This is a genomic window from Winogradskyella sp. SM1960 (assembly GCF_020179375.1).
GTDB classification, from domain to species: domain Bacteria; phylum Bacteroidota; class Bacteroidia; order Flavobacteriales; family Flavobacteriaceae; genus Winogradskyella; species Winogradskyella marina.
The window spans coordinates 390,767-413,969 of record NZ_JAICBG010000002.1 but is presented as its reverse complement, the minus strand read 5'-3'; the positions used below and the strand labels follow the sequence as shown (position 1 = coordinate 413,969).

The window sequence follows — 23,203 nt, the reverse complement described above, 5'->3', positions numbered from 1 at the left end:
GAATAAGCAACAAAGATGATTTTAGTTTTCACATCAAAACATGACTTTTGTCATACCTTTTTATTCTTTATTTGACTAAATGATAATGTATTTACATCATTTTAATTTTCCTGTTTTATACAAAACAAAAAGGATAATAATAGGAATCGCTAACAAGCCTACATAACCTAAGTTGGTTGTAAATAAGCTTGGCATCATTATTAAAGTGACGACATAACCTCCAACGGCTCCACCAAAATGGGCATCGTGACCAATATTGCCAATCCGTTTTTTCATTCCATAAATAGAATACAATAAATAGCCAATACCAAACACATAACCTGGAATTGGAATCGGTATAAAATACATATACAAGTTCATATCTGGTCGCAATAAAATAGCTGCATACAAAATACCTGTTACAGCTCCACTGGCACCAATAGCACTGTACCACGATTCATCTTTATGAAAATATAGTGATAATAAATTCCCAAAAATTAAACTCGCAAAATATATAACTATAAAGTTGAAAGACCCTAGTTTCATAACCACTGCATCTGCAAAAAAGTACAGCGTAAACATATTAAATAGTAAATGTGTAATATCGGCATGTAAGAACCCAGAACTTAACATTCTAATCTGTTCACCACGTTTTATACTTCCAACATTAAACTTAAAGCGCTCAAAAAAACCACGATCTTCAAAGCCTTTAAAAGACATAATAACGTTAGCAACAATAATTACAATAGTTACTAAACTTATACCTAAATTGTCCATAAACTCTAATTCTTATAATTCAAATATATATATTTGTGCTTAAATGCAATCATACTTTAATGCAACTTATTGCTTATATTTTAGTTTACCCAATTCTTTGGTTAATATCAATATTACCATTTAGATTACTTTATGGATTTTCGGATATTGTATACTTTTTTATGTATAGAATTTTTGGCTATAGAAAATCTGTTGTAAAAGAAAATTTACGATTGGTTTTTCCGGATAAATCAGAACAAGAAATAGCATCTATTACAAGTAAATTTTATCACCATTTTTGTGACATGATGTTTGAAGCTATAAAATCATTGACGATATCTGAAGCTGAAATGAATAAGCGCTTTAAGTTTTCTAATGTTGAACTCATTAACGATTTAGAAAAAAAACAGCGAAGTATTATTTTAATGTGCGCCCATTATGGGAGTTGGGAATGGATTTTTATTTTGCAAAAACATATAAAGCACAAAGGGTATGCCGTATACAAACGCCTAACTAACAAGCATTTTGACAAATTAGTAAAACGTATTAGAGCCAAATATAATTCTCACCTTATCACCACTAAAGAAACCTATGGAGTTCTTCTGGAAAGTAAGAAAAAAAGAGAATTAACCATCAACGGATTCGTTTCTGACCAAACACCTAAAGCGAATAAAGCTTTTCATTGGAATGAATTTATGGGCATAAAAGTACCAATGCATACTGGTGCCGAAATATTGGCTAAAAAATTAGACATGGCGGTCGTGTTCTTTAGCGTGAAACGAATTAAGCGTGGTTATTATGAAACAACGTTTCAAACCATAACTGAGCACCCAAAAGAGTTTAAAGACTACGAAATTACAGACCTATTTTTTAAACTGGTTGAAAAACAAATTTTAGAGGCTCCTCAATATTATCTTTGGACACATAGACGTTGGAAACATAGAGATAAAGTACCTACTGAATTTCTTTAACGCTCATTCCTTCAAAAAGGAATCTTGATATGCTTTATTTTCTCGCAAAGGCGCAAAAGACGCAAAGAAAAAATAAAATTCTAAAATTACATATCAAACCAAGCATCTACATCAATGGCAGAAGATGACTCATTAACTAGCGTTTTGTGAATAAACTCATTATTACATTTAGAGTATTCATAGTCCTTTGCCCAAGCTTCGTGATTTTTGGCTAACTCTAAAATACTTTCACAGACATAGTTAATTTCTGCATTTGTCGTTGTTGGGTGAATAGACATACGAATCCAACCTGGTTTTCGAATTAAATCTCCAATAGAAATCTCATTGGTTAACTCGTTAGACATTTGCTGATCTACATGCAATAAGAAATGCCCATATGTACCAGCACAACTACAGCCTCCACGTGTTTGCACACCAAACTTATCATTCAATAACTTTACCGCAAGGTTAAAATGCAAATCGTCAATATAAAATGAAATCACACCTAAGCGATCTTTATGCTGACCTGCAAGGATATTAATGTTAGAAACATCGCCAAGTTTATTAAATATAATTTCAACCAATTCATGTTCGCGCTGCAACATCTTATCCACTCCCATTTGGTCTTTTAAACGAATAGCAAGTGCTGTTTTTATCACCTGTAGAAATCCTGGAGTACCTCCGTCTTCTCTATCTTCAATATTATCGATATACTTATGTTCTCCCCAAGGATTGGTCCAACTTACGGTACCTCCTCCTGGACAATCGGGAACCATATTTTTATACAATTCTTTATTAAAAACTAAAACACCAGAAGTCCCTGGACCTCCTAAAAACTTATGAGGCGAAAAGAAAATGGCATCTAATTGTGCGTCGCTATCAGTGGGATGCATATCCATATCGACATAAGGTGCAGAACAGGCAAAATCTACAAAACAAACTCCACCATGTTGATGCATTAATTTAGCCACATCGTGATGCGGAACCTGAAGACCTGTAACATTCGATCCACCAACAACTGAAGCAATTTTTAATGTACAGTCTTTATATTGATGTAACAAGGTTTCTAAATTTTTTAAGCAAAATAAACCGTCATCATCTGGCGGAACAACCTCTACTTTTGCCATAGTTTCTAACCATGTTGTTTGGTTAGAATGATGCTCCATGTGCGAAATAAAAACGACAGGTTTCATTTCTTCCGGAATGTTGGTAAACTCCTTTAAATTCTCTGGCACTTTTAATCCTAAAATACGCTGAAATTTATTAATCACACCTGTCATACCATTACCAGAACAGATTAAAATATCATCTTCGTTAGCATTGACGTGATCTTTAATAATCTGCTTTGCTTTATGATACGCTTTAGTCATTGCTGTACCAGAAACCGTTGTTTCTGTATGTGTATTAGCTACAAAAGGACCAAAATCGTTCATTAATTTCTCTTCAATAGGTCTGTATAAACGACCTGAAGCTGTCCAATCTGTATAAATGATTTTTTGTTCTCCATAAGGCGAATCAAACATTTGGTTTTGACCAATTATATGTTGTCTAAATGAATTAAAATAAGCTTCTAATTCTGTAGTTTCTGTAGTATTTGTTTCTAAAATCATACTTCTGTCATTTTTTATTGAAATGTCACAATGCGTGCAGTCGAAATGTCTCAAGTCAAAACACTCATAATGGCATTCAAATTATAAGTATTGAGTTTGTTTTAAAGCCACTAAATATTAGCGATAGCTTTAATCTCTCCAATAAATCTATCCGCTAAAGAATCAGCCGCTTCTTGCGAAGGAGCTTCTGTATAAATTCTAATAATAGGCTCTGTATTACTTTTACGAAGATGTACCCAATTATCTGCAAAGTCAATTTTAACTCCATCAATGGTGGTTAAATTTTCATGACTGTAATTTGCCTCCATTGTTTTTAAAATACCATCGACATCTAAACCTGGAGTTAACTGAATCTTCTTTTTACTCATAAAGTAATTTGGGTAGCTTGCTCTTAATTCACTCACTTTCATTTTCTTTTCAGCTAGCAAACTTAAAAATAACGCTACGCCAACTAATGCATCACGACCGTAATGAGATTCTGGATATATAATACCACCATTACCTTCACCGCCAATAACCACATTGTTTTTCTTCATTAAAGTAACAACGTTGACTTCACCAACAGCACTTGCTTCATACGTTCCACCATGTTTTTCAGTAACATCGCGCAAAGCACGTGTAGAACTCATATTACTTACTGTATTGCCTGGTGTTTTGCTTAACACGTAATCTGCACAAGCGACTAAAGTATATTCTTCACCAAACATCTCACCAGTTTCATCCATAAAGGCTAAACGATCCACATCTGGATCGACTACAATTCCGAAATCAGCACGTTCTTTAACCACTGCTTTTGCTAAGTCTCCCAAATGTTCTTTTAATGGCTCTGGATTATGCGGAAAGTGACCTGTTGGATCACAGTATAATTTCACAGGTTCAACTCCTAAGCGTTCTAGTAATAAAGGAATGGCGATACCTCCTGTAGAATTTACACCATCAACAACCACTTTAAAATTAGCATCTTTAATGGCGTCTACATTGACTAAATCTAAGTCTAAAACTTCATCGATATGAATATCAATATACGCATCGTTAATGGTGATTTTCCCTAAGTCGTCGACCTCAGAAAAATCCATGCTATTTGAATCTGCGATTTCTAATATTTTCTGACCTTCTTCACCATTTAAAAACTCCCCTTTTGCGTTTAAAAGCTTTAAAGCATTCCATTGTTTTGGGTTGTGACTTGCTGTTAGAATAATACCTCCATCTGCATGTTCTAAAGGCACAGCGATTTCAACAGTTGGTGTTGTAGACAATCCTAAATCAATAACGTGGATACCAAGACCAACTAAAGTATTCATCACTAAATTCTGAATCATTTCTCCCGAAATACGAGCATCACGACCAACAACTACGATATAATTCTCTTTATTACGTTGTTGTTTTATCCAAGTCCCATAAGCTGCTGCAAATTTTACCGCATCTATTGGCGTTAAGTTGTCGTCTACTGATCCTCCAATAGTACCTCTAATTCCTGATATTGATTTTATTAACGTCATGTATAATTCTATTTTTAGCAAATATAAATAGATATACCGTTTTTAACTATTTTGTGATTATGAATTTGTAATTTCGAATTATGAATTTTCTCGCTCATATTTATCTTTCAGGAGACAACGAACACATCGCCATTGGCAATTTTGTTGGCGACGGAGTTAGAGGTAATAAATATAAATTATACCCAACAGAAATACAGATTGGAATTCAACTGCATCGTCGTATTGATACCTTTACAGATGCTCATCCCCTTTTTAGACGATGTACCAAACGCTTACATAAAGGGTACAGCCATTATAGCGGTGTGATTGTAGATATATTTTTCGATCATTTTTTGGCCAAAAACTGGACGACCTATTCCGATATTCCGTTAGACATATACATCGCAGATTTTTATAACAGTCTAACTAAAAACATAGACCTATTACCACCTCGTTTTCAAAATTTAGTTCCGATAATGATAGAAGGCAATTGGCTACTGAGCTATGCGACAATTGACGGTATTCAGATTGTGCTTAATGGCATGAACCAAAGAACCAAAGGCCGTTCTAAAATGAATGAAGCTACTAAAGAATTAAAAGAACACTACGATGCTTTTGAATCCGACTTTACATTGTTTTTTGAAGAACTGATTGAATTCAGTAAAATGAAACGTATTGAACTTGAAAAGCAGTTTTTAGAGTATTAGAAAATATGAAGCATTCACAAAAACCGAAATAAAACATTATATGTGGATGAATAATTTCCTAATAAATCGTTTTGTCTCGATAACTATTGGGATTGATTCGTTTTGGGACAAGACAAAATGAACAATACCGTTTAATTTTAAAGAAAATTTACAGAAAATCTAAAAGCATAACCCTGTGGCTAAATCATCTCAACTTAAAAAAGCACTTAAAATAATCGGAGGACTAATTGTATTCTTCACGTTACCCACACTCCTACTCTTCGGCTTTATGTACTTAAAATACAATGAAGAACTACCAACAGGACAACAAGGTGCTGAAGCAGACCAACTCGCTGAGAAAATGCTTGATGCATTGGGAGAAGACGCTTACTTAAATACTGATTATTTAGAATGGACATTTAAAGGACGTCATCACTATAAATGGTATAAATCCGATAAGTCATGCGAAGTGTACTGGGATCAGCTTACTGTTATTTTAGATTTAGAAAACCGAAACAATTCAAAAGTATTTGTAGCAGAACAAGCGTATAATGGAGTTGAAAAACAAGATTATATTGCTAAAGCTGAAAACTACTTTAATAACGATTCCTTTTGGCTAGTAGCACCTTACAAAGTTTTTGATGCTGGTGTAGAACGTCGCTTGGTACAAACAGAAAATGATAATAACGCACTTTTAGTGACGTACACCTCTGGCGGAACAACACCTGGAGATTCCTATTTATGGCATTTAGATGCCTCTGGAAAACCAAAAAGCTTTCAAATGTGGGTAGATATTCTTCCTATTGAAGGCATAGAAGCCACTTGGGAAAACTGGATTGTTACAGAAAGTGGCACTGAACTCCCAACCTTTCATAAGTTTTTATTTTTGGGTATAGAGATTACTGATGTTAAAGGGTTGAATCTCTAATACTTTTGTTTTTAGTCTCGGAAATGTCAGAAACGGGAAGTTATTGAGTTTTAAGCGTGTAAACACAACCTATCTCTTTAACTGTGACATCTGCCGTAAACTACTTACTTCGCTGTCCAACAAACTGCTGACTTTTCAACTTGAATAATACATTAAAACTGGTTAAGCTTCCATAGCTTCGTGTAATGTATTGTTGTAAATCTATCTTTTCTTGTTCTTCAAGATTACTTGAATTTATCTTTTGTTCCATAACACGTAAACGATCGCGTACCATAGTGATTTTACGAAAGAAAGTATCTATAGGTAATTCGTTAGGTTTTAAATTAGAATCACCTGGTTCCATAATCAGTTTTCCACCTTTCCATTTGTCTGCAATGCTTACAACTTCTGAAACATCAGACCAATTTTTTAAGATGGACTTTAAACTACGCTCTACTTCATAAAAGCTAATGGTATCAACTTCGTCTTCTGCGGCTTCAATCACTTCAAACGCTGCATCTAAATCTATAGTTTCTAATCCATTATCTATAAAGGTAACCCAATAGTGTTTTGATGTCACATTAGTAACAACTCCTTTTCCATATTCTGAATGGTTAATTCTCGACCCTATTCCTAGTAATTTCATAGTGATTTTTATAATTTACATGGTTATTTTAAATGTCTAAAATAAGAAAAAATATAGGCCAAAATTAATCGTATTAAAAAATGTTAAGAATTATTAAAAGTCACTTATAACATCTATAAATCTTCTTATTTTTATCATATAAACAATATAAATCTATTTTTTTATGAAAAAACTACTTTTTACACTTTTATGCTTTACATTTTTTTTAACGGCTTCGGCACATAATGAGCCTAAAGTTGGAGATGTTTTAACGGTTAATACGCCATCTGCTGAAGGCTTTAATCATATTGATTTTCCTAAAGCAAATATTTTAATTAAACGCGGCGTTGTAACGCAATATAAATCTATTAATAATAATGATGTCGTTGTTTCTAATGTAACAACTGACAATAACGGATCTACGACTGTAATCCTTAAGAAAAAAGATGGCACTAAATTCTTTGGTTTTTTAAATAAAGTTAAGGCGGATTATACAAAAGCCATTTCAGCTGGAGAGCTTAAGATTACTAAATAACACTTTGCATTTCTAGTTGATAACAAAAAAAACTTAGTCTAAAAAAGACTAAGTTTTTTTTGTTATTAGATTTCACTAAGTCTCACTAGTCCTTAACAACTCTAAAACTATGCTGTCCTTCTTCGGCAAATAGTTTTACGATATAAATACCAGATGTAAATTCTGAAACATCTAACTGTACTTGCGAACTTGTTGTTGCCATGTGTAACACCTCTTGCCCTACAATATTGTATATTTTAACAGCTGTTAGTGCCGACTTATAATCAATATTCAAAACGTCTTTTGCAGGATTAGGATAAACGGCTAATGCGTTTTGTTCAAACTCATCAACACTTAATGGCGCAAGGTTTAATGTAAAATCTAAGGCCTGACCGTAGCCGGGTTCAATACCCATTCCAAACACATCAAACATTATCCCACATGAATCTATCTCTGCAGGAGAAGCGGGATAACCATCACCTCCAAAATCGGTATATGTTTTTGTTAATCTTATTCGTGTTTCTCCTGTAACTGCATTTTCTGGCACAGTAATATCCAGAGAAACAGGTTGGTCATCTGCACCATCGGTGTCAAAAAGAGCTCCAACTTCGTAAATTTCACCTTCATCATCTAAAATGTCGTTTTGGTTCCAATCTATAAACGCTACAATATTAGTTTCAAAAACACCATAGGTATTTCCTTCGACTTCTAACGAATAGGTTTCACCAGGTTCAATATTTACAACTGTAGCCGTTTTATCTATTAGAACTGTAACGTCATCAGAATTGGTAATAATAGTTCCGGCAAAACTTACAGATGTGATTTCTTCAACACTAACATCTGCTCCGCTTGTAATTTCACAGTATGGTGCCGGAAATGTTTGAGCCTGTACTCCTAATGTTAATAAAGCAATCGCTAAAGTAATTTTTTTCATATAGTTTTATGTTTAAAGTTAGCTAGCAAGTTATAACAATAAAACTGAATATCTTCAGAATCACGTCTATTTAACAGACGCAAGTTTGGTTCTTTCTTATTGAAAACAAGACACACCACTGAATAATTTAAATTACCTAAACCTATTTCTTTTTACGTTTTGGCTTGTCTTCTTTTAGTTTTACAAAAATCAGTTTTGAGCGCCCTTTGGAATCTTCGCGTCGCTCTATTTCAAAGGCTGAAATTGAATTAATTAATGGTGTTAATTTCTGAAAGCCGTAGTTTCTAGAATCAAAATTTGGCTGTTTCTTTTGCAGCAAACTTCCCACATCACCTAAAAAAGCCCAACCATCATCGTCTGCTACATCATCTATAGTTGTAGCAATAAGTTTAATATCCTTTGCTGTAATATTATCATAATTACTCTTAGATGGCGTAGATTTTGTCGTGGATTCTAAAGCACTTTCTTCTGTTATATTTTTAAGGATTTCTATATAAATAAACTTATCACAAGCCACTATAAATGGACTTGGTGTTTTCTTTTCACCTATACCATAAACTTTCATTCCGGCTTCGCGCAAACGTGTTGCTAATCGCGTAAAATCACTGTCACTAGAAACTAAACAAAACCCATCTACTTTTTCGGAATACAAGATGTCCATGGCATCAATTATCATGGCTGAATCGGTAGCGTTTTTACCTGTGGTATATCCATACTGTTGTATTGGTGTAATCGCATTTTCTAATAAAAGGTTTTTCCATTTAGACAAATGTGGCTTGGTCCAATCACCATATATACGTTTAATCGTTGGATTGCCATACTTTGCAATTTCTTCCATCATTTCTTTAACATAAGCCGATGTTATATTGTCTCCATCTATTAGAACTGCTAATTTAATATCCATAAGTATTGTTTCTGTTATTTCTGTCGATATAAAGGTAAGGGCTTTAAACTAAAAAGCCACGTAAAATGACGTGGTTTTGTTATAACATCGCTATGGGATTGATTTCTTTATTATGTAAGGATATTCTGTGTTTAAAATGAGAAACTAAACTCCATTCAAGTGATGTATAAAGTATGAGCTGTCCTTCAAAAAAGGAAAGACAGTTGTTTTTTATCAGGAAAACCACTTAAAATCGTGACTTATAAGAAACTCATGCTTTTTTTTCTTAAATTTAAACCATTAACGAATTAACTAAGCATGAATTTTACAAAAAAAATAGGCCCTCTCAACATTTTTATTATGATGCTCTGTGCATTAATTATCATCGTTGCTTTATATTTATTCTTAAGAGGTGATCAGCATCATGCAATCTTTATTGGTTTATGGGCGCCTACAATTCTCGCTTTTACTATCTTTTTAAAACAAATATTGAATGGAGGCCAATGAAATAATGTTATCGTTTTCGATATTTGTATCGATTTGTGTTGTGGTTTGGGCTGTTTTAGTCATTCGCACCTACAACAGGATAGGTGGAGATAAATAATTCCCATTTTTTAATTAACAAACCTATTAATAGTCATACTAATGCCACCTTATAACATAGAGTTAATTGGTGGATAATATTTTTCAATCACAATTATTTTTATGCTGTTTCTGTACTTTATATATGGTAGAGTTGATTCCGTTATTCCGTGGTTTAGAAATAAATCTTAGTTCTAATCTCTAAAAGCGAAGCGGTATTAAATCAGATAACGAATAACAATCCTTTGCAATAAGATTGCTTTATCATTCTCCCTCTCAATGACATCTAGAATTTGTATCTTTGCAACTTTGCTAAAAACGAGAGGATAAATCTAAATATGAGCCCATTTAACGATTCCATTGAAGTACAAGGAGCACGTGTTCACAACTTAAAAAACATTGATGTTACCATTCCACGCGAACAATTAGTGGTTATTACTGGTTTGTCAGGAAGTGGAAAATCGTCCTTAGCTTTCGATACTATTTATGCCGAAGGACAACGTCGTTATATTGAAACGTTTTCGGCCTACGCACGTCAGTTTTTGGGAAGTTTAGAACGGCCAGATGTCGATAAGATTGATGGACTCTCGCCAGTCATTGCCATAGAACAAAAAACAACAAGTAAATCGCCACGCTCTACTGTTGGGACGATTACTGAGATATACGATTTTTTACGATTACTTTATGCCAGAGCTGCTGATGCCTATAGTTTTAATACAGGTGAGCAAATGGTAAGTTATAATGATGAACAAATAAAAGACCTCATCTTAGATGCTTATAAGGGCAAACGGATTAATATCTTATCGCCTGTTATTCGCTCTCGAAAAGGGCATTATCGCGAATTGTTTGAGCAAATAGCCAAGCAAGGATTCGTAAAAGTTAGAACTGATGGAGTTATTGTTGATCTTGAGAAAGGTCTAAAACTAGACCGTTACAAAACGCACGATATTGAAATTGTCATTGATCGACTTAAGATTGACGACTCCGACAACAATGAAAAACGGTTAATGGAAAGCATTAATACAGCCATGTACCATGGAGATGATGTACTAATGGTTATTGACCAAGACACCAATGAACCTCGTTTTTTTAGCCGGAATTTAATGTGTCCTTCTACTGGAATTTCCTATCCTAATCCAGAACCTAATAATTTTTCATTCAACTCACCAAAAGGAGCTTGTAATAACTGTAATGGTATTGGAGAATTGTATGTGGTGAATGACAAAAAATTAGTTCCAGACGAATCGCTATCTATAAAAAATGGCGCTTTAGCACCACATGGTCCGCAAAAGAAAAGTTGGATTTTCAAACAGTTTGAAACCATTGCACAACGTTTTGAATTTTCGTTAAATGATCCTTGGGCCGCTATTCCTGAAGAAGCGAAACAAGTAATTCTTAAGGGTGGAAAAGATAAGTTTACAGTTGAAAGCAAACTCTTAGGTGTTGCTCGCGATTATAATATAGATTTTGAAGGTGTTGCTAATTTTATTGAAAGTCAATACAACTCAGATTCTTCGTCTTTAAAACGATGGGCAAAAGAGTATATGGACAAAGTCACCTGCCCAGTTTGCGATGGTTCTCGTTTACGCAAAGAGTCACTTTATTTTAAAGTGGATGGCAAAAGTATTGCCGATTTGGTAAATATGGATGTGATAGAGTTAGGCAATTGGTTTAATGGTTTATTAGAACGCTTATCTCCCAAACAACAACAAATTTCTGCCGAAATTATAAAAGAAATTAGAAGTAGAGTTCAGTTTTTACTCGATGTAGGGCTCACCTACCTCAGCTTAAACCGAAGTTCTAAATCCTTATCAGGAGGAGAGGCACAACGTATACGACTAGCCACACAGATTGGTTCGCAATTGGTTGGTGTACTCTATATTTTAGATGAGCCAAGTATTGGTTTACACCAGCGCGATAACGAAAAATTGATTAACTCTTTAATCTCATTACGCGATGTTGGTAACTCTGTGATTGTTGTAGAGCACGACAAAGATATGATAGAACGTGCCGACCACGTGATTGATATTGGACCATTTGCAGGCAAACATGGTGGTGAAATTATTAGCGAAGGCACACCGAAAGAATTAGTATCTCAACACACACTTACAGCCGCTTATCTCAATGGTGAAAAGGAAATTGAAATTCCGAAAACCCGACGAAAAGGCAATGGTAAAAAACTCATTTTAAAAGGCTGCACAGGGAATAATCTGAAGAACGTTGATGTCGAGTTTCCGTTGGGAAAAATGATTGGAATTACAGGCGTTTCTGGAAGTGGGAAATCGACATTAATTAACGAAACCCTCTACCCTATTCTCAATGCGCATTATTTTAATGGCGTTAAGGTACCAATGCCTTACAAAAGCATTAAAGGCTTAGAGCATTTAGATAAGGTTATCGACATTAACCAATCGCCAATTGGTAGAACACCACGAAGTAATCCAGCAACCTACACCAAAACTTTTGACGAAATACGCAAGCTATTTGCCATGATACCAGAAGCCATGATTCGCGGATACAAACCAGGTCGTTTTAGTTTTAATGTAAAAGGAGGACGTTGCGAAACCTGTCAAGGTGGTGGTTTGCGAGTGATTGAAATGAATTTCTTACCAGATGTATATGTGGAATGTGAAACCTGCCAAGGCAAGCGTTTCAATCGTGAAACTTTAGAAATTAGATATAAAGGCAAATCGATTAGTGATGTGTTAAATATGACGATTGAAGAAGCTGTCAATTTCTTTGAGCATATTCCTAAAATTCACAGAAAATTAAAGACCATTAAAGATGTTGGTTTGGGCTATATTACTTTAGGACAACAAAGTACCACACTATCGGGAGGAGAAGCTCAACGTATTAAGTTAGCGACAGAACTGAGCAAACGCGATACAGGAAACACCTTTTATATTTTAGACGAACCCACAACAGGTTTACATTTTGAAGATATTAGAGTGCTTATGAAAGTCCTTAATAAACTTGCCGATAAAGGCAATACGGTCTTAATTATTGAGCACAATCTCGATGTTATTAAAACCGTAGATTACATTATTGATATTGGTTACGAAGGTGGAAAAGGCGGTGGAGAAGTCGTTGCTAAAGGAACACCTGAACAACTCATAAAAGATAAGAAAAGTTATACGGCTCAGTTCTTAAAAAAGGAAATGTAGAAGGGATTTATAGCCGCTGGAAGGCTATTGGACAATTAATTCTAACTTGTATCATAATATTGTTAACTCGATTACGACAAAAATTAAAACGCTATCGGTTTAATTCATAACTTGATAGGACTAACACAAAAATCCTTAACATTATGAAAAGTATTCTTTGGCTTGTAGCCGTAATTTGTATCGTAGTATGGTTGCTTGGATTATTAGATATAATTCCTGGTATGAGTAGCAGTAGCCTCATTCATGTTTTATTAGTGATTGCAGTAGTTGTTATTTTGTACAATATTATTTCTGGTCGAAAACCACTATAAATACTAAATAAATTAAATTCACAAGCGTATCTCAATATCTAGGTACGCTTATTTTTTTTGTGTTTAAATACCTATTTCAATCATTTTAACTTAACTTTGAAAGTCTTTAATTAAGACAAAGCCATATTGACGTATGGCTTTTATATTGTTATAATAAATTAAATTGATTTTATGCATACAGAAAGTAACAGTAAACGATGGAATGAAATAAAAACAAACGACTCATGGGCGATTTTTAAAATCATGGGAGAGTTTGTAAACGGTTATGAAAAACTGAGTAAAATAGGACCTTGTGTTTCTATATTTGGATCAGCACGTACTAAACCAGATCATAAATATTACAAATTAGCAGAAGAAGTGGCTTCAAAAATTGTAGAACATGGCTATGGTGTTATTACAGGTGGTGGACCAGGAATTATGGAAGCTGGTAACAAAGGAGCACATATTGCAGGCGGAACCTCTGTAGGATTAAATATAGAATTGCCATTTGAACAACACGATAATCCTTACATAGATTCTGATAAGAGTTTAGATTTTGATTATTTCTTTGTTCGCAAAGTCATGTTTGTAAAATACTCTCAAGGTTTTGTTGTAATGCCTGGAGGTTTTGGAACTTTAGACGAACTTTTTGAAGCGATTACTTTAATTCAAACACACAAAATAGAATCCTTTCCTATAATTTTAGTTGGAAAAGAATTTTGGGGAGGTTTAATAGATTGGATAAAAACCACCTTAATAGATGCCAAAAACATTAGTGCTGATGATTTAAACCTTATTCACCTTGTTGATACTGGAGATGAAGTCATTGATATCCTTAACGACTTTTATAAAGAATACGATCTTAGCCCTAATTTCTAAGAACATCTAAATTTCTCCCTTCACTGCTATGAAAAAGAAGTTTTTAGGTTGTCTTGTAATTATGCTATTTACAATATCGCAAGTTTCTAGTCAAGAAACTATTAAAGTAATGTTTTATAATTTACTCAATTATCCATTAGAAGATGCTGTTCCTAATCGGTTAACAGATTTATCTTATATACTTTCGGATTATGAACCCGATTTATTTTTGGTTTGTGAGCTTAATAATATTACTGGTGCCATTGATGTTTTAAACACTACAAAATCTGCTATTGATACCAATTTTGAAATGGCAACGTATGTCTCTAATACGTCTGATGATTCTTATGGCGATCAAAATGACTTACAGAACTTATTGTATTATAATAGCACAAAATTCAGCTTAGAAGAAGAAATAATTGTTCCAACCTATTTAAGAGATTTTAACGTGTATCGTCTACGACTAAACACTACAAATCACAATACAAACCCAACAGATATCTATGTTGTTGTCTGCCATTTAAAAGCTTCAAGCGGAACTGCGAATGCTCAAAAACGGGCAGAAATGGTTTTAGATTTAGAAAACTATTTAGACACCTTACCATCTGATAGTAAGGTGATTTTGGGAGGTGATTTAAATGTTTATACGGCAACCGAAGCAGCATTCCAAAACTTACTAAGTGATAGTAATGCTATAACGTTTACAGATCCGGCCAACCGCGTGGGTAGTTGGCATAATAATACCAATTATATTGATGTATTTACCCAATCGACACGTACACAAACAGGAATGGGTGGAGCTAATGGAGGATTTGACGATCGTTTTGATTTTATATTAACTTCTAAAAACATGGCAAGTACAGCTGATGTTACGTATGTACCAGAATCTTACCAAGTATATGGCAACAATGGTTTAGTGTCTTGTTGGAATAAATCTATTAATTCGACTGAATGTGAAACCACAGACTCACAATTTTCGTATACATTAAGAAATCATTTACACAATTTTAGTGACCACTTACCCGTTACATTGTCTTTAGAAACCGATGCTACATTTTTAAGTGTAGATCATTTTCAATATTCATCGCAGTTTAGTTTGGATGCTACGCTTATAAACGATAAACTTGTTGTTACTAATGATGCCGTAGAATTATATAACCAAACGTTAATAATCCACAACAGTATGGGCCAACAGGTAAAAACATTTCAAATGAATTCTGATACTAAACACTACATTGATGTTTCTGATTTACAAAGTGGCTTATATTATTTAGCTACACCTCATACTAATTTTAATCCTCTAAAGTTTATTATTCTCTAATTGATTAAGCACCTCATTATAACAGTCCTCTTCGTTGGTTTTGGCTACACTATTGCAGCTCAAAACACCATGACTGTTGCTGCAGATATTAATATAGACACCAAAACTATTTCAGTATCGCAGACCATAGTGTATAAGAATGAAACAACTGATGTGCTCAATACTATTTATCTCAATGATTGGAATAATAGTTACTCTACAAAATCGACACCATTAGCCAAACGTTTTGAAGAAGAGTTTAGCACTAAATTCCATTTAGCAAAAAATGAAGAGCGCGGTTTTACAGTAGTAACTTCAATTAAAAATGAAACAGAAACTCTATTAGAATTTGATCGTCTTAAAGCACATCCTGATGTTATAAAAGTCGATTTAGAAAACCCACTACAAGCTGGTGAATCTTACACCTTACATCTTAACTACCAATTGTTAATTCCTGATGCAACGTTTACAGATTATGGGGTAACTAAGACCAACGATTTCGACTTAAAATATTGGTACATCACTCCTGCTGTTTACGATGGCGAATGGCATTATTACAGCAATAAAAATCTAGATGATTTATTTATTCCAAAATCCGATATAACCCTTAGTATTACACATCCAAGAAATTATAAAGTAACGTCTGAGCTCAACTTTAACGCTACAACTTTTAACAACGAAAAGAACACACAAACCACTATTTTAAGTGGAAAGGATCGAACAGACACCTACTTATCGCTTTATAAATTTCCATTGTATAATTTTGTTCAAACTGATGACTTTATAATCGTATCAGACATCAAAGAAAAAGGCTTACCAGGACCTGTAAAAGCATTAATTACCGATAAGATTACACGTTATCTTACAAAACATCTTGGTACGTATCCGCACAAACAATTATTGGTAACGTCTATTGATTATCAAAAAGACCCGTTGTATGGTTTAAATCAATTACCTCCGTTTTTCCGTCCGTTTCAAGAGGACTTTCAATATGAATTAAAACTTCTCAAAACCGCATTAAAAAAATATATTGATAATGTTCTGTTGCTTAACCCAAGAAAAGAGCATTGGTTAAGTGAAGGACTTCAGGTGTATTATTTAATTAAATATGTTGAAGAGAATTATCCAGACGTAAAACTATTGGGCACTTTAGCCGATGTTTGGGGCATTAAATCGTTTCATGCTGCAGACTTAAATTTTAATTTTCAGTACTATCTATATTCCATGGAAATTGCTCGAAAAAATAGAGATCAACCTTTAACCACGTCTAAAGATTCTTTAACGAAGTTTAATACAAATATTGCTGGTAAATACAAAGCAGGAATAGGTCTTAACTACTTAGATCAGTTTATGGACGATACTAGTTTATCTGATCACATCACCGACTTTTTAAAGTCAAAACAATTAGAATCGGTTGCCTTATCTGATTTTGAAACGTTTATCAGCTCTAAAACTTCAAAAGATATTCGTTGGTTTTTTACCGATTATTTAAACACTAGAAAAAAGATAGATTTCAAAATTTCATCTGTAAAAACCTTAGAAGATTCTTTAAAATTAACCATAAAAAATAAGCGCGATAATACCATGCCTATTTCACTTTTTAAATTAAAAAATGATTCGGTAATTGGAAAATTATGGGTAGAGAATATACAAGACACTAAAACCATTACTTTAGCAAAAGACAGTACAGATAAGTTTGCTTTAGATTATAATAACGTGATTCCAGAATACAATCAGCGCGATAATTATAAAGCTACACAAGGCTCGTTTTTAAACAACAAACCATTTCAATTACGGTTATTTAAAGATTTAGAAGACCCTAATTACAATCAGATTTTCTTTATGCCATTGGTTGAGTTTAATAATATCTATGACGGCTTAACTTTAGGCACAAAAGTGTATAACAAAACGTTGTTAAGAAAGCGATTAAACTATCGTTTTTCACCACAATATGCTACAAAGTCCAAAACACTCACAGGCTCTACGTCAATATTTTACACGCACAATTTTGAAGATCAAAATCTTTTTGATATTACATATGGTATAACGGCAGGTTACCAATCCTTTGCTACGGATGCCTTTTTTACTAGAATTAGACCAACTATTGCATTCAGCTTTAGGGATGATTCTAATTTTAGATCTCCTCAAACGGATCAAATAATGGCGCGTTACGTGAGTATTAATCGAGAACTTGGTGAGGATGCAACCGTTTTATTAGAGGAGCCAGATTATGGCGTGTTTAATTTAAGATACACGCATTTTAGTCCTGGAGTTATTAATTATTCTAGATTATCAACAGATATTCAGGTTGCCAATAAATTCAGTAAGGTCTCTTTTAATTATGAGTTTAGAAAACTAACACAAGGCAACCGAAATATTAATTTTAGATTTTTTGCTGGCGTTTTCTTAAACAACAAGTCTGATCCCAATTCTAATTATTTTAGTTTTGCTTTAGACCGTCCAACAGACTATCTGTTTGACTTTAACTATTTAGGTCGCTCAGAAGCTTCAGGAATATTTAGTCAACAAATTATTATTGCCGAAGGTGGCTTTAAGTCTAAATTAGAAACTCCGTTTGCCAATCAATGGATGACAACCGCCAATTTTAGCACTTCTATTTGGAGATATATTCAAGCTTATACGGATATTGGATTAGTAAAAAACAAGTACGTCGACCCTAAATTTGTTTATGATTCTGGTATACGTTTAAATCTTGTTGAAGATTATTTTGAGATCTACTTTCCTATATATTCTAACCTTGGTTGGGAAGTTGGTCAACCTAACTACGACCAACGCATCCGATTTATGTTTACGGTAGACCCACAAGTACTTCTTGGCCTTTTTAGGCGAAAGTGGTATTAACAGATTCTTATTGAAATGTTGAAATCACTAATTTATTTCAATTATTTTCAAAGAATTCATGGTTTCACTGAGAATATCGCAATACTATAACACAAATAGACCTTGCATTAAATCTTAATTTTTCGTACTTTCGCAATACTTAAAAAATGCGTTTATGAAGACGAATCCTAATACCAAAACCGAAATTACATTTGAAGATTTTAAAACAGAAGTTTTAAATGATTACAAACTTGCTGTTACGAGTCGGGAGTGTAGTTTGCTTGGTCGTAGAGAAGTCTTAACCGGAAAAGCCAAGTTTGGTATTTTTGGTGACGGAAAAGAAATTCCTCAAATCGCATGGGCAAAAGCCTTTCAAAATGGTGATTTTAGATCTGGTTATTATAGAGATCAGACCTTTATGATGGCTATTGGAGAACTTACTATTGAGCAATTTTTTGCTGGCTTATATGCCAATACAGATATTAAAGACGAGCCTATGTCTGCTGGTCGTCAAATGGGAGGCCATTTTGCAACACATAGTTTAGATGAAAATGGACAATGGAACAACTTAACATTACAAAAGAATTCTAGTTCAGATATTTCTCCAACAGCTGGTCAAATGCCTAGACTTTTAGGTTTAGCGCAAGCTTCTAAAATATACAGAAAGGTTGACGGAATTGACACCACAAAATTCTCTAACGAAGGAAATGAAATTGCTTGGGGAACAATTGGTAATGCGAGTACAAGTGAAGGCTTATTTTTTGAAACTATAAATGCAGCCGGAGTATTACAAGTCCCTATGGTTATTAGCATTTGGGATGATCATTATGGCATCTCTGTACACGCAAGACATCAAACAACCAAAGAGAATATATCAGAAATATTAAAAGGATTTCAACGTAATGAAGACGAAAAAGGTTATGAAATCTTTAGAGTTGATGGTTGGAACTATCCTGAATTAATGGACACGTACCAACGTGCTGCTAAAATTTCAAGAAACGAACATGTTCCTGTTATGATTCATGTTCAAGAATTAACACAACCACAAGGGCATTCTACTTCTGGATCTCATGAGCGTTATAAAAATCAAGAGCGTTTAAAGTGGGAAGCTGAATACGATTGTAATGCACAAATGCGCCTTTGGATTCTTGAAAATAACATTGCTACAGACGAAGAACTTACTGCTTTAGAACGCTCAATTAAAAAAGCCGTTAGAGAAGGTAAAAAAGCCGCTTGGGCAGCGTGTATAAATCCTATTATCGCAGAACGTAAAGAAGCACTTCATTTATTAGAGGAATTAGCAGCATCTAGTCCTAATGGCGTTTTTATTACAAAGCTAAAAAATGAATTAGAAGGTTTTGACGAACCACTACGTCGTAATATTTTGACGGCAACAAGAAAAGCATTGCGTTATGTAGTATCTGAATCCTCTTCGCAAAAAACAGCGCTTCAACATTGGATTACAAATTATATTGCAACCATTCAACCAAAATACAGTTCACATTTATATAGTGAATCGCAACAAAATGTATTAAACCAACAAGAAATTCTTCCAACATACGATCCTAATGCACAAGAAGTTGATGGACGTGTGGTATTACGAGAGAATTTCGACGCTTTATTTAGCAACTATCCTGAAGCCTTAATTTTTGGAGAAGATGCTGGTTATATTGGAGATGTAAACCAAGGATTAGAAGGGCTTCAAGAAAAACACGGAGCACTAAGAGTATCTGATACAGGCATTAGAGAAGCTACCATAATTGGGCAAGGTATTGGTATGGCAATGCGTGGCTTAAGACCTATTGCAGAGATTCAGTATTTAGACTACATTATGTATGCCTTACAAATAATGAGTGATGATTTAGCAACGGTTCAATACAGAACAAAAGGGCGTCAAAAAGCTCCATTAATTGTAAGAACGCGTGGTCACAGACTAGAAGGTATTTGGCATTCTGGCTCACAAATGGGAGGTGTACTGAACTTAATTAGAGGTATTCATGTATTAGTACCAAGAAACATGACAAAAGCCGCTGGTTTTTACAACACCTTGTTAGATAGCGACGAACCTGCTTTAGTAGTAGAGTGCTTAAATGGTTACCGATTAAAAGAAAAATTACCTAATAATATTGGTAAATTTAAAACACCGATTGGTGTTGTAGAAACCATTAGAGAAGGTAAGGATATCACTTTAGTTTCTTACGGTTCTACATTGCGATTAGTAGAAAAAGCTGCCAAAGAATTGCAAGTGGTTGGTATTGATGCAGAAATCATTGATGTACAATCGTTATTACCGTTTGATATTAATCATGATATCGTTAAAAGTATCGCCAAAACCAACCGCGTTATGGTGATTGATGAAGATGTAAAAGGAGGAGCTTCAGCGTATATTTTGAATGAAATTTTAAATACCCAAAACGCCTTTCAGTTTTTAGATGGTGCACCAAAAACTTTAGCTGCGCAACCACACAGACCAGCATACGGAACTGATGGTGATTATTTTTCAAAACCATCTGCCGAAGATATATTTGAAGCCATCTACGATGTAATGCATGAATTGAACCCTGCCGATTATCCAAAATTGAGATAAGTAAGAATTACAATTTTACAATAAATAAAAAAGCAGTTAATTATCTTATATAATTAGCTGCTTTTAGTTTTGTCCCAGTTTCTCATACAACTACACCGAAAAATCTTAAATTTATAGCATGAAGATTGAATCTATCGTTACCATAAAAAAAGAACTCAAGCACCTTTCTCAAGAAGAGCTTTTAGAACTCTGTTTACGCTTAGGTAAATTTAAAAAAGAAAATAAAGCCTTACTTACCTACTTATTATTTGAATCTCATGACGAAGATGGCTATATCGCAAGTGTAAAATTAACTTTAGACGAATTGTTTGAAGGTATTAATACCGATAGCTATTTTTATATGAAGAAAACGATTCGGAAAATATTGAGACAAATCCGTGTGTATAGTCGGTATTCTTTAAAGAAAACAACGGAAGTAGAACTCCTACTCTACTTTTGTGAACGCTTGAATGACCTACAACCTTCGATTCATAAAAATACAACCTTGAGTAATTTATATGAACGTCAAATTCTTTCCATAAAGAAAAAGATTAAAGTGTTGCATGAGGATTTACAGTATGATTATAATATACAGTTAGAGGCGTTAGCGAGCTAAGAACGTGTGTTCTGTTTCAAATCTACATCTCGCAAAGACGCTAAGTCGTAAAGAATATAATTACGCAGAGATTCACGAAGAAACATGAAGATTCACAGCGTATTTTTCAGTATCGACTTAATAAAACGTTGTAACAGAAAACCAAAGACTCAAAATTGGACACTGCAAATTCGAAAAAGAAGCTTATTACACAGAGACGCACAGAGAAACCACAAAGATTCACTGAGTAATTTTTCTAAAAAATCATCTTAGTTTCTGAAAATCACAAATGAAACTGTAAACTTTCAATTCACAGTTCACAGCTCGCAACTAAAGTCTAACTGCTCAAAATTCACTTACTGCTTTTTAGCCTTTCGGCTTCCTTCGTACATTTCATACTTCACCAATCTGGCTTCAAGCTTAGCGTTAAAGACTTTAATCTTTCGAGATGGACGTAATCCTACTGATTTTAAAGCTTCAAGGTTTGAGGTTATTAGCCAAGCGTTGGTTCCTGGATAACCATGTTTTAATGTGCTTCCAATATTTCCGTAGAATTCTTCAACATTTAAATTTTCTAAACGCTCACCATACGGAGGATTAAAAACCATATGTAATTTATCGTTACCCGATTTTTGAGTTTTAAAGAAATCTTCATGCTGAATATGAATAAATTCATCTAAATGCGCATTTTTCATGTTTTCTTTCGCTTTAGCTACAGCGGACGGAGATTTGTCGTAACCTAATATTTTATAATGAAAATCGCGTGTTTTCTTTAAAAGAGATTCTTCAATTTTCTCAAACAAATCGACATCCCAATCTTCCCATCGTTCAAAAGCAAACTCTTTTCGCATTAAGTTTGGTGGAATATTACATGCAATCATTGCCGCTTCTGCCAACATAGTTCCACTACCACACATCGGATCCATAAAATCTGATTGACCGTCCCAACCACTCATCATAATTAATCCTGCCGCTAAAACTTCATTTATAGGTGCAATATTTGTTGCTGATTTGTAGCCACGTCTGTGTAACGATTCGCCAGAAGTATCTAACGAAATAGTACAACGTTGACGATCTATATGAACGTTAATTTTTAAATCTGGAAAACGTAAATCTACATCTGGTCTTGTGCCATCGATATCTCTAAAACGATCTACAATCGCATCTTTAGTTTTTAAAGCTGTATAGAGCGAATGGGTAAATACACTATTATGTACTGTAGCATCTACAGCCAAAGACCCCGTAGATTTTAGGTACTCTTCCCATTTCATGTTCTTTACATTTTTGTAAAGATCGTCCTCTTTGGCAACTCTGAAAGAATGAATAGGTTTAAGTATTTTTATAGCAGTTCTAAGTCCAAGATTAGCTTTATACATAAAACCTTTATCACCTTCAAAAGTCACATTCCGTATGCCTTTCTCTACGTTCATGGCACCAAGTTGAGTGAGTTCTTTTGCTAGTAAATCTTCGAAACCAAATAATGTTTTGGCTAACATCTTAAAATTATTGTCCATATGTTCCTTCTAATAGATTGCAAAAATACAGTATTTTTGTAGCATGTAATCCTAAAAACTAACTTAGGAGTCATCATCTCGAAACTTTGGATAAAACTTACAGTACGCTGTTATTGATAATTAAGAGTACCTTTCCCTTAGCACTTATGATGGCCACTAATTATTTTAATT

The 23,203-nt window shown here is 34.0% G+C and carries 18 protein-coding genes; 11 read left to right on the top strand and 7 right to left on the bottom strand.

Annotated features, from left to right (window positions below; translation table 11 throughout):
* Positions 1-96: 96 nt before the first annotated feature.
* Positions 97-756: a rhomboid family intramembrane serine protease gene (locus K1X16_RS07795; protein WP_225035668.1), complete on the bottom strand. Its 660-nt coding sequence runs from the start codon at positions 754-756 to the stop codon at positions 97-99.
* Between the two features lie 59 nt (positions 757-815).
* Between K1X16_RS07795 and K1X16_RS07790 the strand changes: the two genes are divergently transcribed.
* On the top strand, positions 816-1,706 hold the full coding sequence (locus tag K1X16_RS07790; RefSeq protein WP_195872078.1) for a lysophospholipid acyltransferase family protein: 891 nt from the start codon (positions 816-818) through the stop codon (positions 1,704-1,706).
* An 86-nt stretch (positions 1,707-1,792) separates the two neighbouring features.
* Here the strand turns inward: K1X16_RS07790 and K1X16_RS07785 are convergent, their stop codons facing one another.
* Positions 1,793-3,295 carry an aminotransferase class V-fold PLP-dependent enzyme gene (locus tag K1X16_RS07785; protein ID WP_225035667.1) on the bottom strand — a complete coding sequence of 501 codons (1,503 nt, stop codon included), beginning with the start codon at positions 3,293-3,295 and terminating at the stop codon, positions 1,793-1,795.
* A gap of 110 nt (positions 3,296-3,405) precedes the next feature.
* A complete protein-coding gene (glmM, locus tag K1X16_RS07780; protein WP_225035666.1) occupies positions 3,406-4,794 on the bottom strand; it encodes a phosphoglucosamine mutase in 1,389 nt (462 codons plus the stop codon).
* 80 nt (positions 4,795-4,874) lie between these two features.
* Here glmM and K1X16_RS07775 point away from each other — a divergent pair, with 80 nt between their 5' ends.
* Both K1X16_RS07775 and K1X16_RS07770 read left to right on the top strand, forming a co-directional pair.
* Positions 4,875-5,480 (top strand): ACP phosphodiesterase, encoded by a 606-nt coding sequence (locus K1X16_RS07775; RefSeq protein WP_225035665.1) that lies wholly within the window; start codon positions 4,875-4,877, stop codon positions 5,478-5,480.
* Between the two features lie 175 nt (positions 5,481-5,655).
* Positions 5,656-6,387, top strand: a complete 732-nt coding sequence (locus K1X16_RS07770; protein WP_225035664.1) for a hypothetical protein — start codon at positions 5,656-5,658, stop codon at positions 6,385-6,387.
* Between the two features lie 100 nt (positions 6,388-6,487).
* Here the strand turns inward: K1X16_RS07770 and K1X16_RS07765 are convergent, their stop codons facing one another.
* Positions 6,488-7,012, bottom strand: a complete 525-nt coding sequence (locus tag K1X16_RS07765; RefSeq protein WP_225035663.1) for a hypothetical protein — start codon at positions 7,010-7,012, stop codon at positions 6,488-6,490.
* A gap of 163 nt (positions 7,013-7,175) precedes the next feature.
* Between K1X16_RS07765 and K1X16_RS07760 the strand changes: the two genes are divergently transcribed.
* On the top strand, positions 7,176-7,526 hold the full coding sequence (locus K1X16_RS07760) for a hypothetical protein (protein WP_225035662.1): 351 nt from the start codon (positions 7,176-7,178) through the stop codon (positions 7,524-7,526).
* Between the two features lie 85 nt (positions 7,527-7,611).
* On the opposite strand, the gene K1X16_RS07755 is transcribed toward K1X16_RS07760, so the two are convergent.
* Together K1X16_RS07755 and K1X16_RS07750 are read right to left on the bottom strand one after the other, a co-directional pair.
* A complete protein-coding gene (locus tag K1X16_RS07755; RefSeq protein ID WP_225035661.1) occupies positions 7,612-8,439 on the bottom strand; it encodes a T9SS type A sorting domain-containing protein in 828 nt (275 codons plus the stop codon).
* A 142-nt stretch (positions 8,440-8,581) separates the two neighbouring features.
* Positions 8,582-9,343, bottom strand: a complete 762-nt coding sequence (locus K1X16_RS07750; RefSeq protein ID WP_195872070.1) for an NYN domain-containing protein — start codon at positions 9,341-9,343, stop codon at positions 8,582-8,584.
* An 899-nt stretch (positions 9,344-10,242) separates the two neighbouring features.
* On the opposite strand from K1X16_RS07750, the gene uvrA reads away from it, so the two are divergent.
* From uvrA to K1X16_RS07715, 7 genes are all read left to right on the top strand, one after another.
* Positions 10,243-13,068: an excinuclease ABC subunit UvrA gene (uvrA, locus tag K1X16_RS07745; protein ID WP_225035660.1), complete on the top strand. Its 2,826-nt coding sequence runs from the start codon at positions 10,243-10,245 to the stop codon at positions 13,066-13,068.
* Between the two features lie 143 nt (positions 13,069-13,211).
* Positions 13,212-13,379 (top strand): lmo0937 family membrane protein, encoded by a 168-nt coding sequence (locus K1X16_RS07740; protein WP_195872068.1) that lies wholly within the window; start codon positions 13,212-13,214, stop codon positions 13,377-13,379.
* Between the two features lie 171 nt (positions 13,380-13,550).
* Positions 13,551-14,237: a TIGR00730 family Rossman fold protein gene (locus tag K1X16_RS07735; RefSeq protein WP_195872067.1), complete on the top strand. Its 687-nt coding sequence runs from the start codon at positions 13,551-13,553 to the stop codon at positions 14,235-14,237.
* Between the two features lie 61 nt (positions 14,238-14,298).
* Positions 14,299-15,537 (top strand): endonuclease/exonuclease/phosphatase family protein, encoded by a 1,239-nt coding sequence (locus K1X16_RS07730; RefSeq protein ID WP_225035659.1) that lies wholly within the window; start codon positions 14,299-14,301, stop codon positions 15,535-15,537.
* The gene (locus tag K1X16_RS07725; protein WP_225035658.1) at positions 15,538-18,378 is read left to right on the top strand and encodes a metalloprotease; all 2,841 of its coding nucleotides are present in this window, start codon (positions 15,538-15,540) and stop codon (positions 18,376-18,378) included.
* Between the two features lie 154 nt (positions 18,379-18,532).
* Entirely contained in the window at positions 18,533-20,944 is a 2,412-nt protein-coding gene (locus tag K1X16_RS07720) for a thiamine pyrophosphate-dependent enzyme (protein ID WP_225035657.1), read from the top strand.
* Between the two features lie 118 nt (positions 20,945-21,062).
* On the top strand, positions 21,063-21,539 hold the full coding sequence (locus tag K1X16_RS07715) for a hypothetical protein (protein ID WP_225035656.1): 477 nt from the start codon (positions 21,063-21,065) through the stop codon (positions 21,537-21,539).
* Between the two features lie 335 nt (positions 21,540-21,874).
* Here K1X16_RS07715 and K1X16_RS07710 read toward each other — a convergent pair whose 3' ends face one another.
* Positions 21,875-23,032: a class I SAM-dependent RNA methyltransferase gene (locus K1X16_RS07710; RefSeq protein ID WP_225035655.1), complete on the bottom strand. Its 1,158-nt coding sequence runs from the start codon at positions 23,030-23,032 to the stop codon at positions 21,875-21,877.
* Positions 23,033-23,203 lie beyond the last annotated feature (171 nt).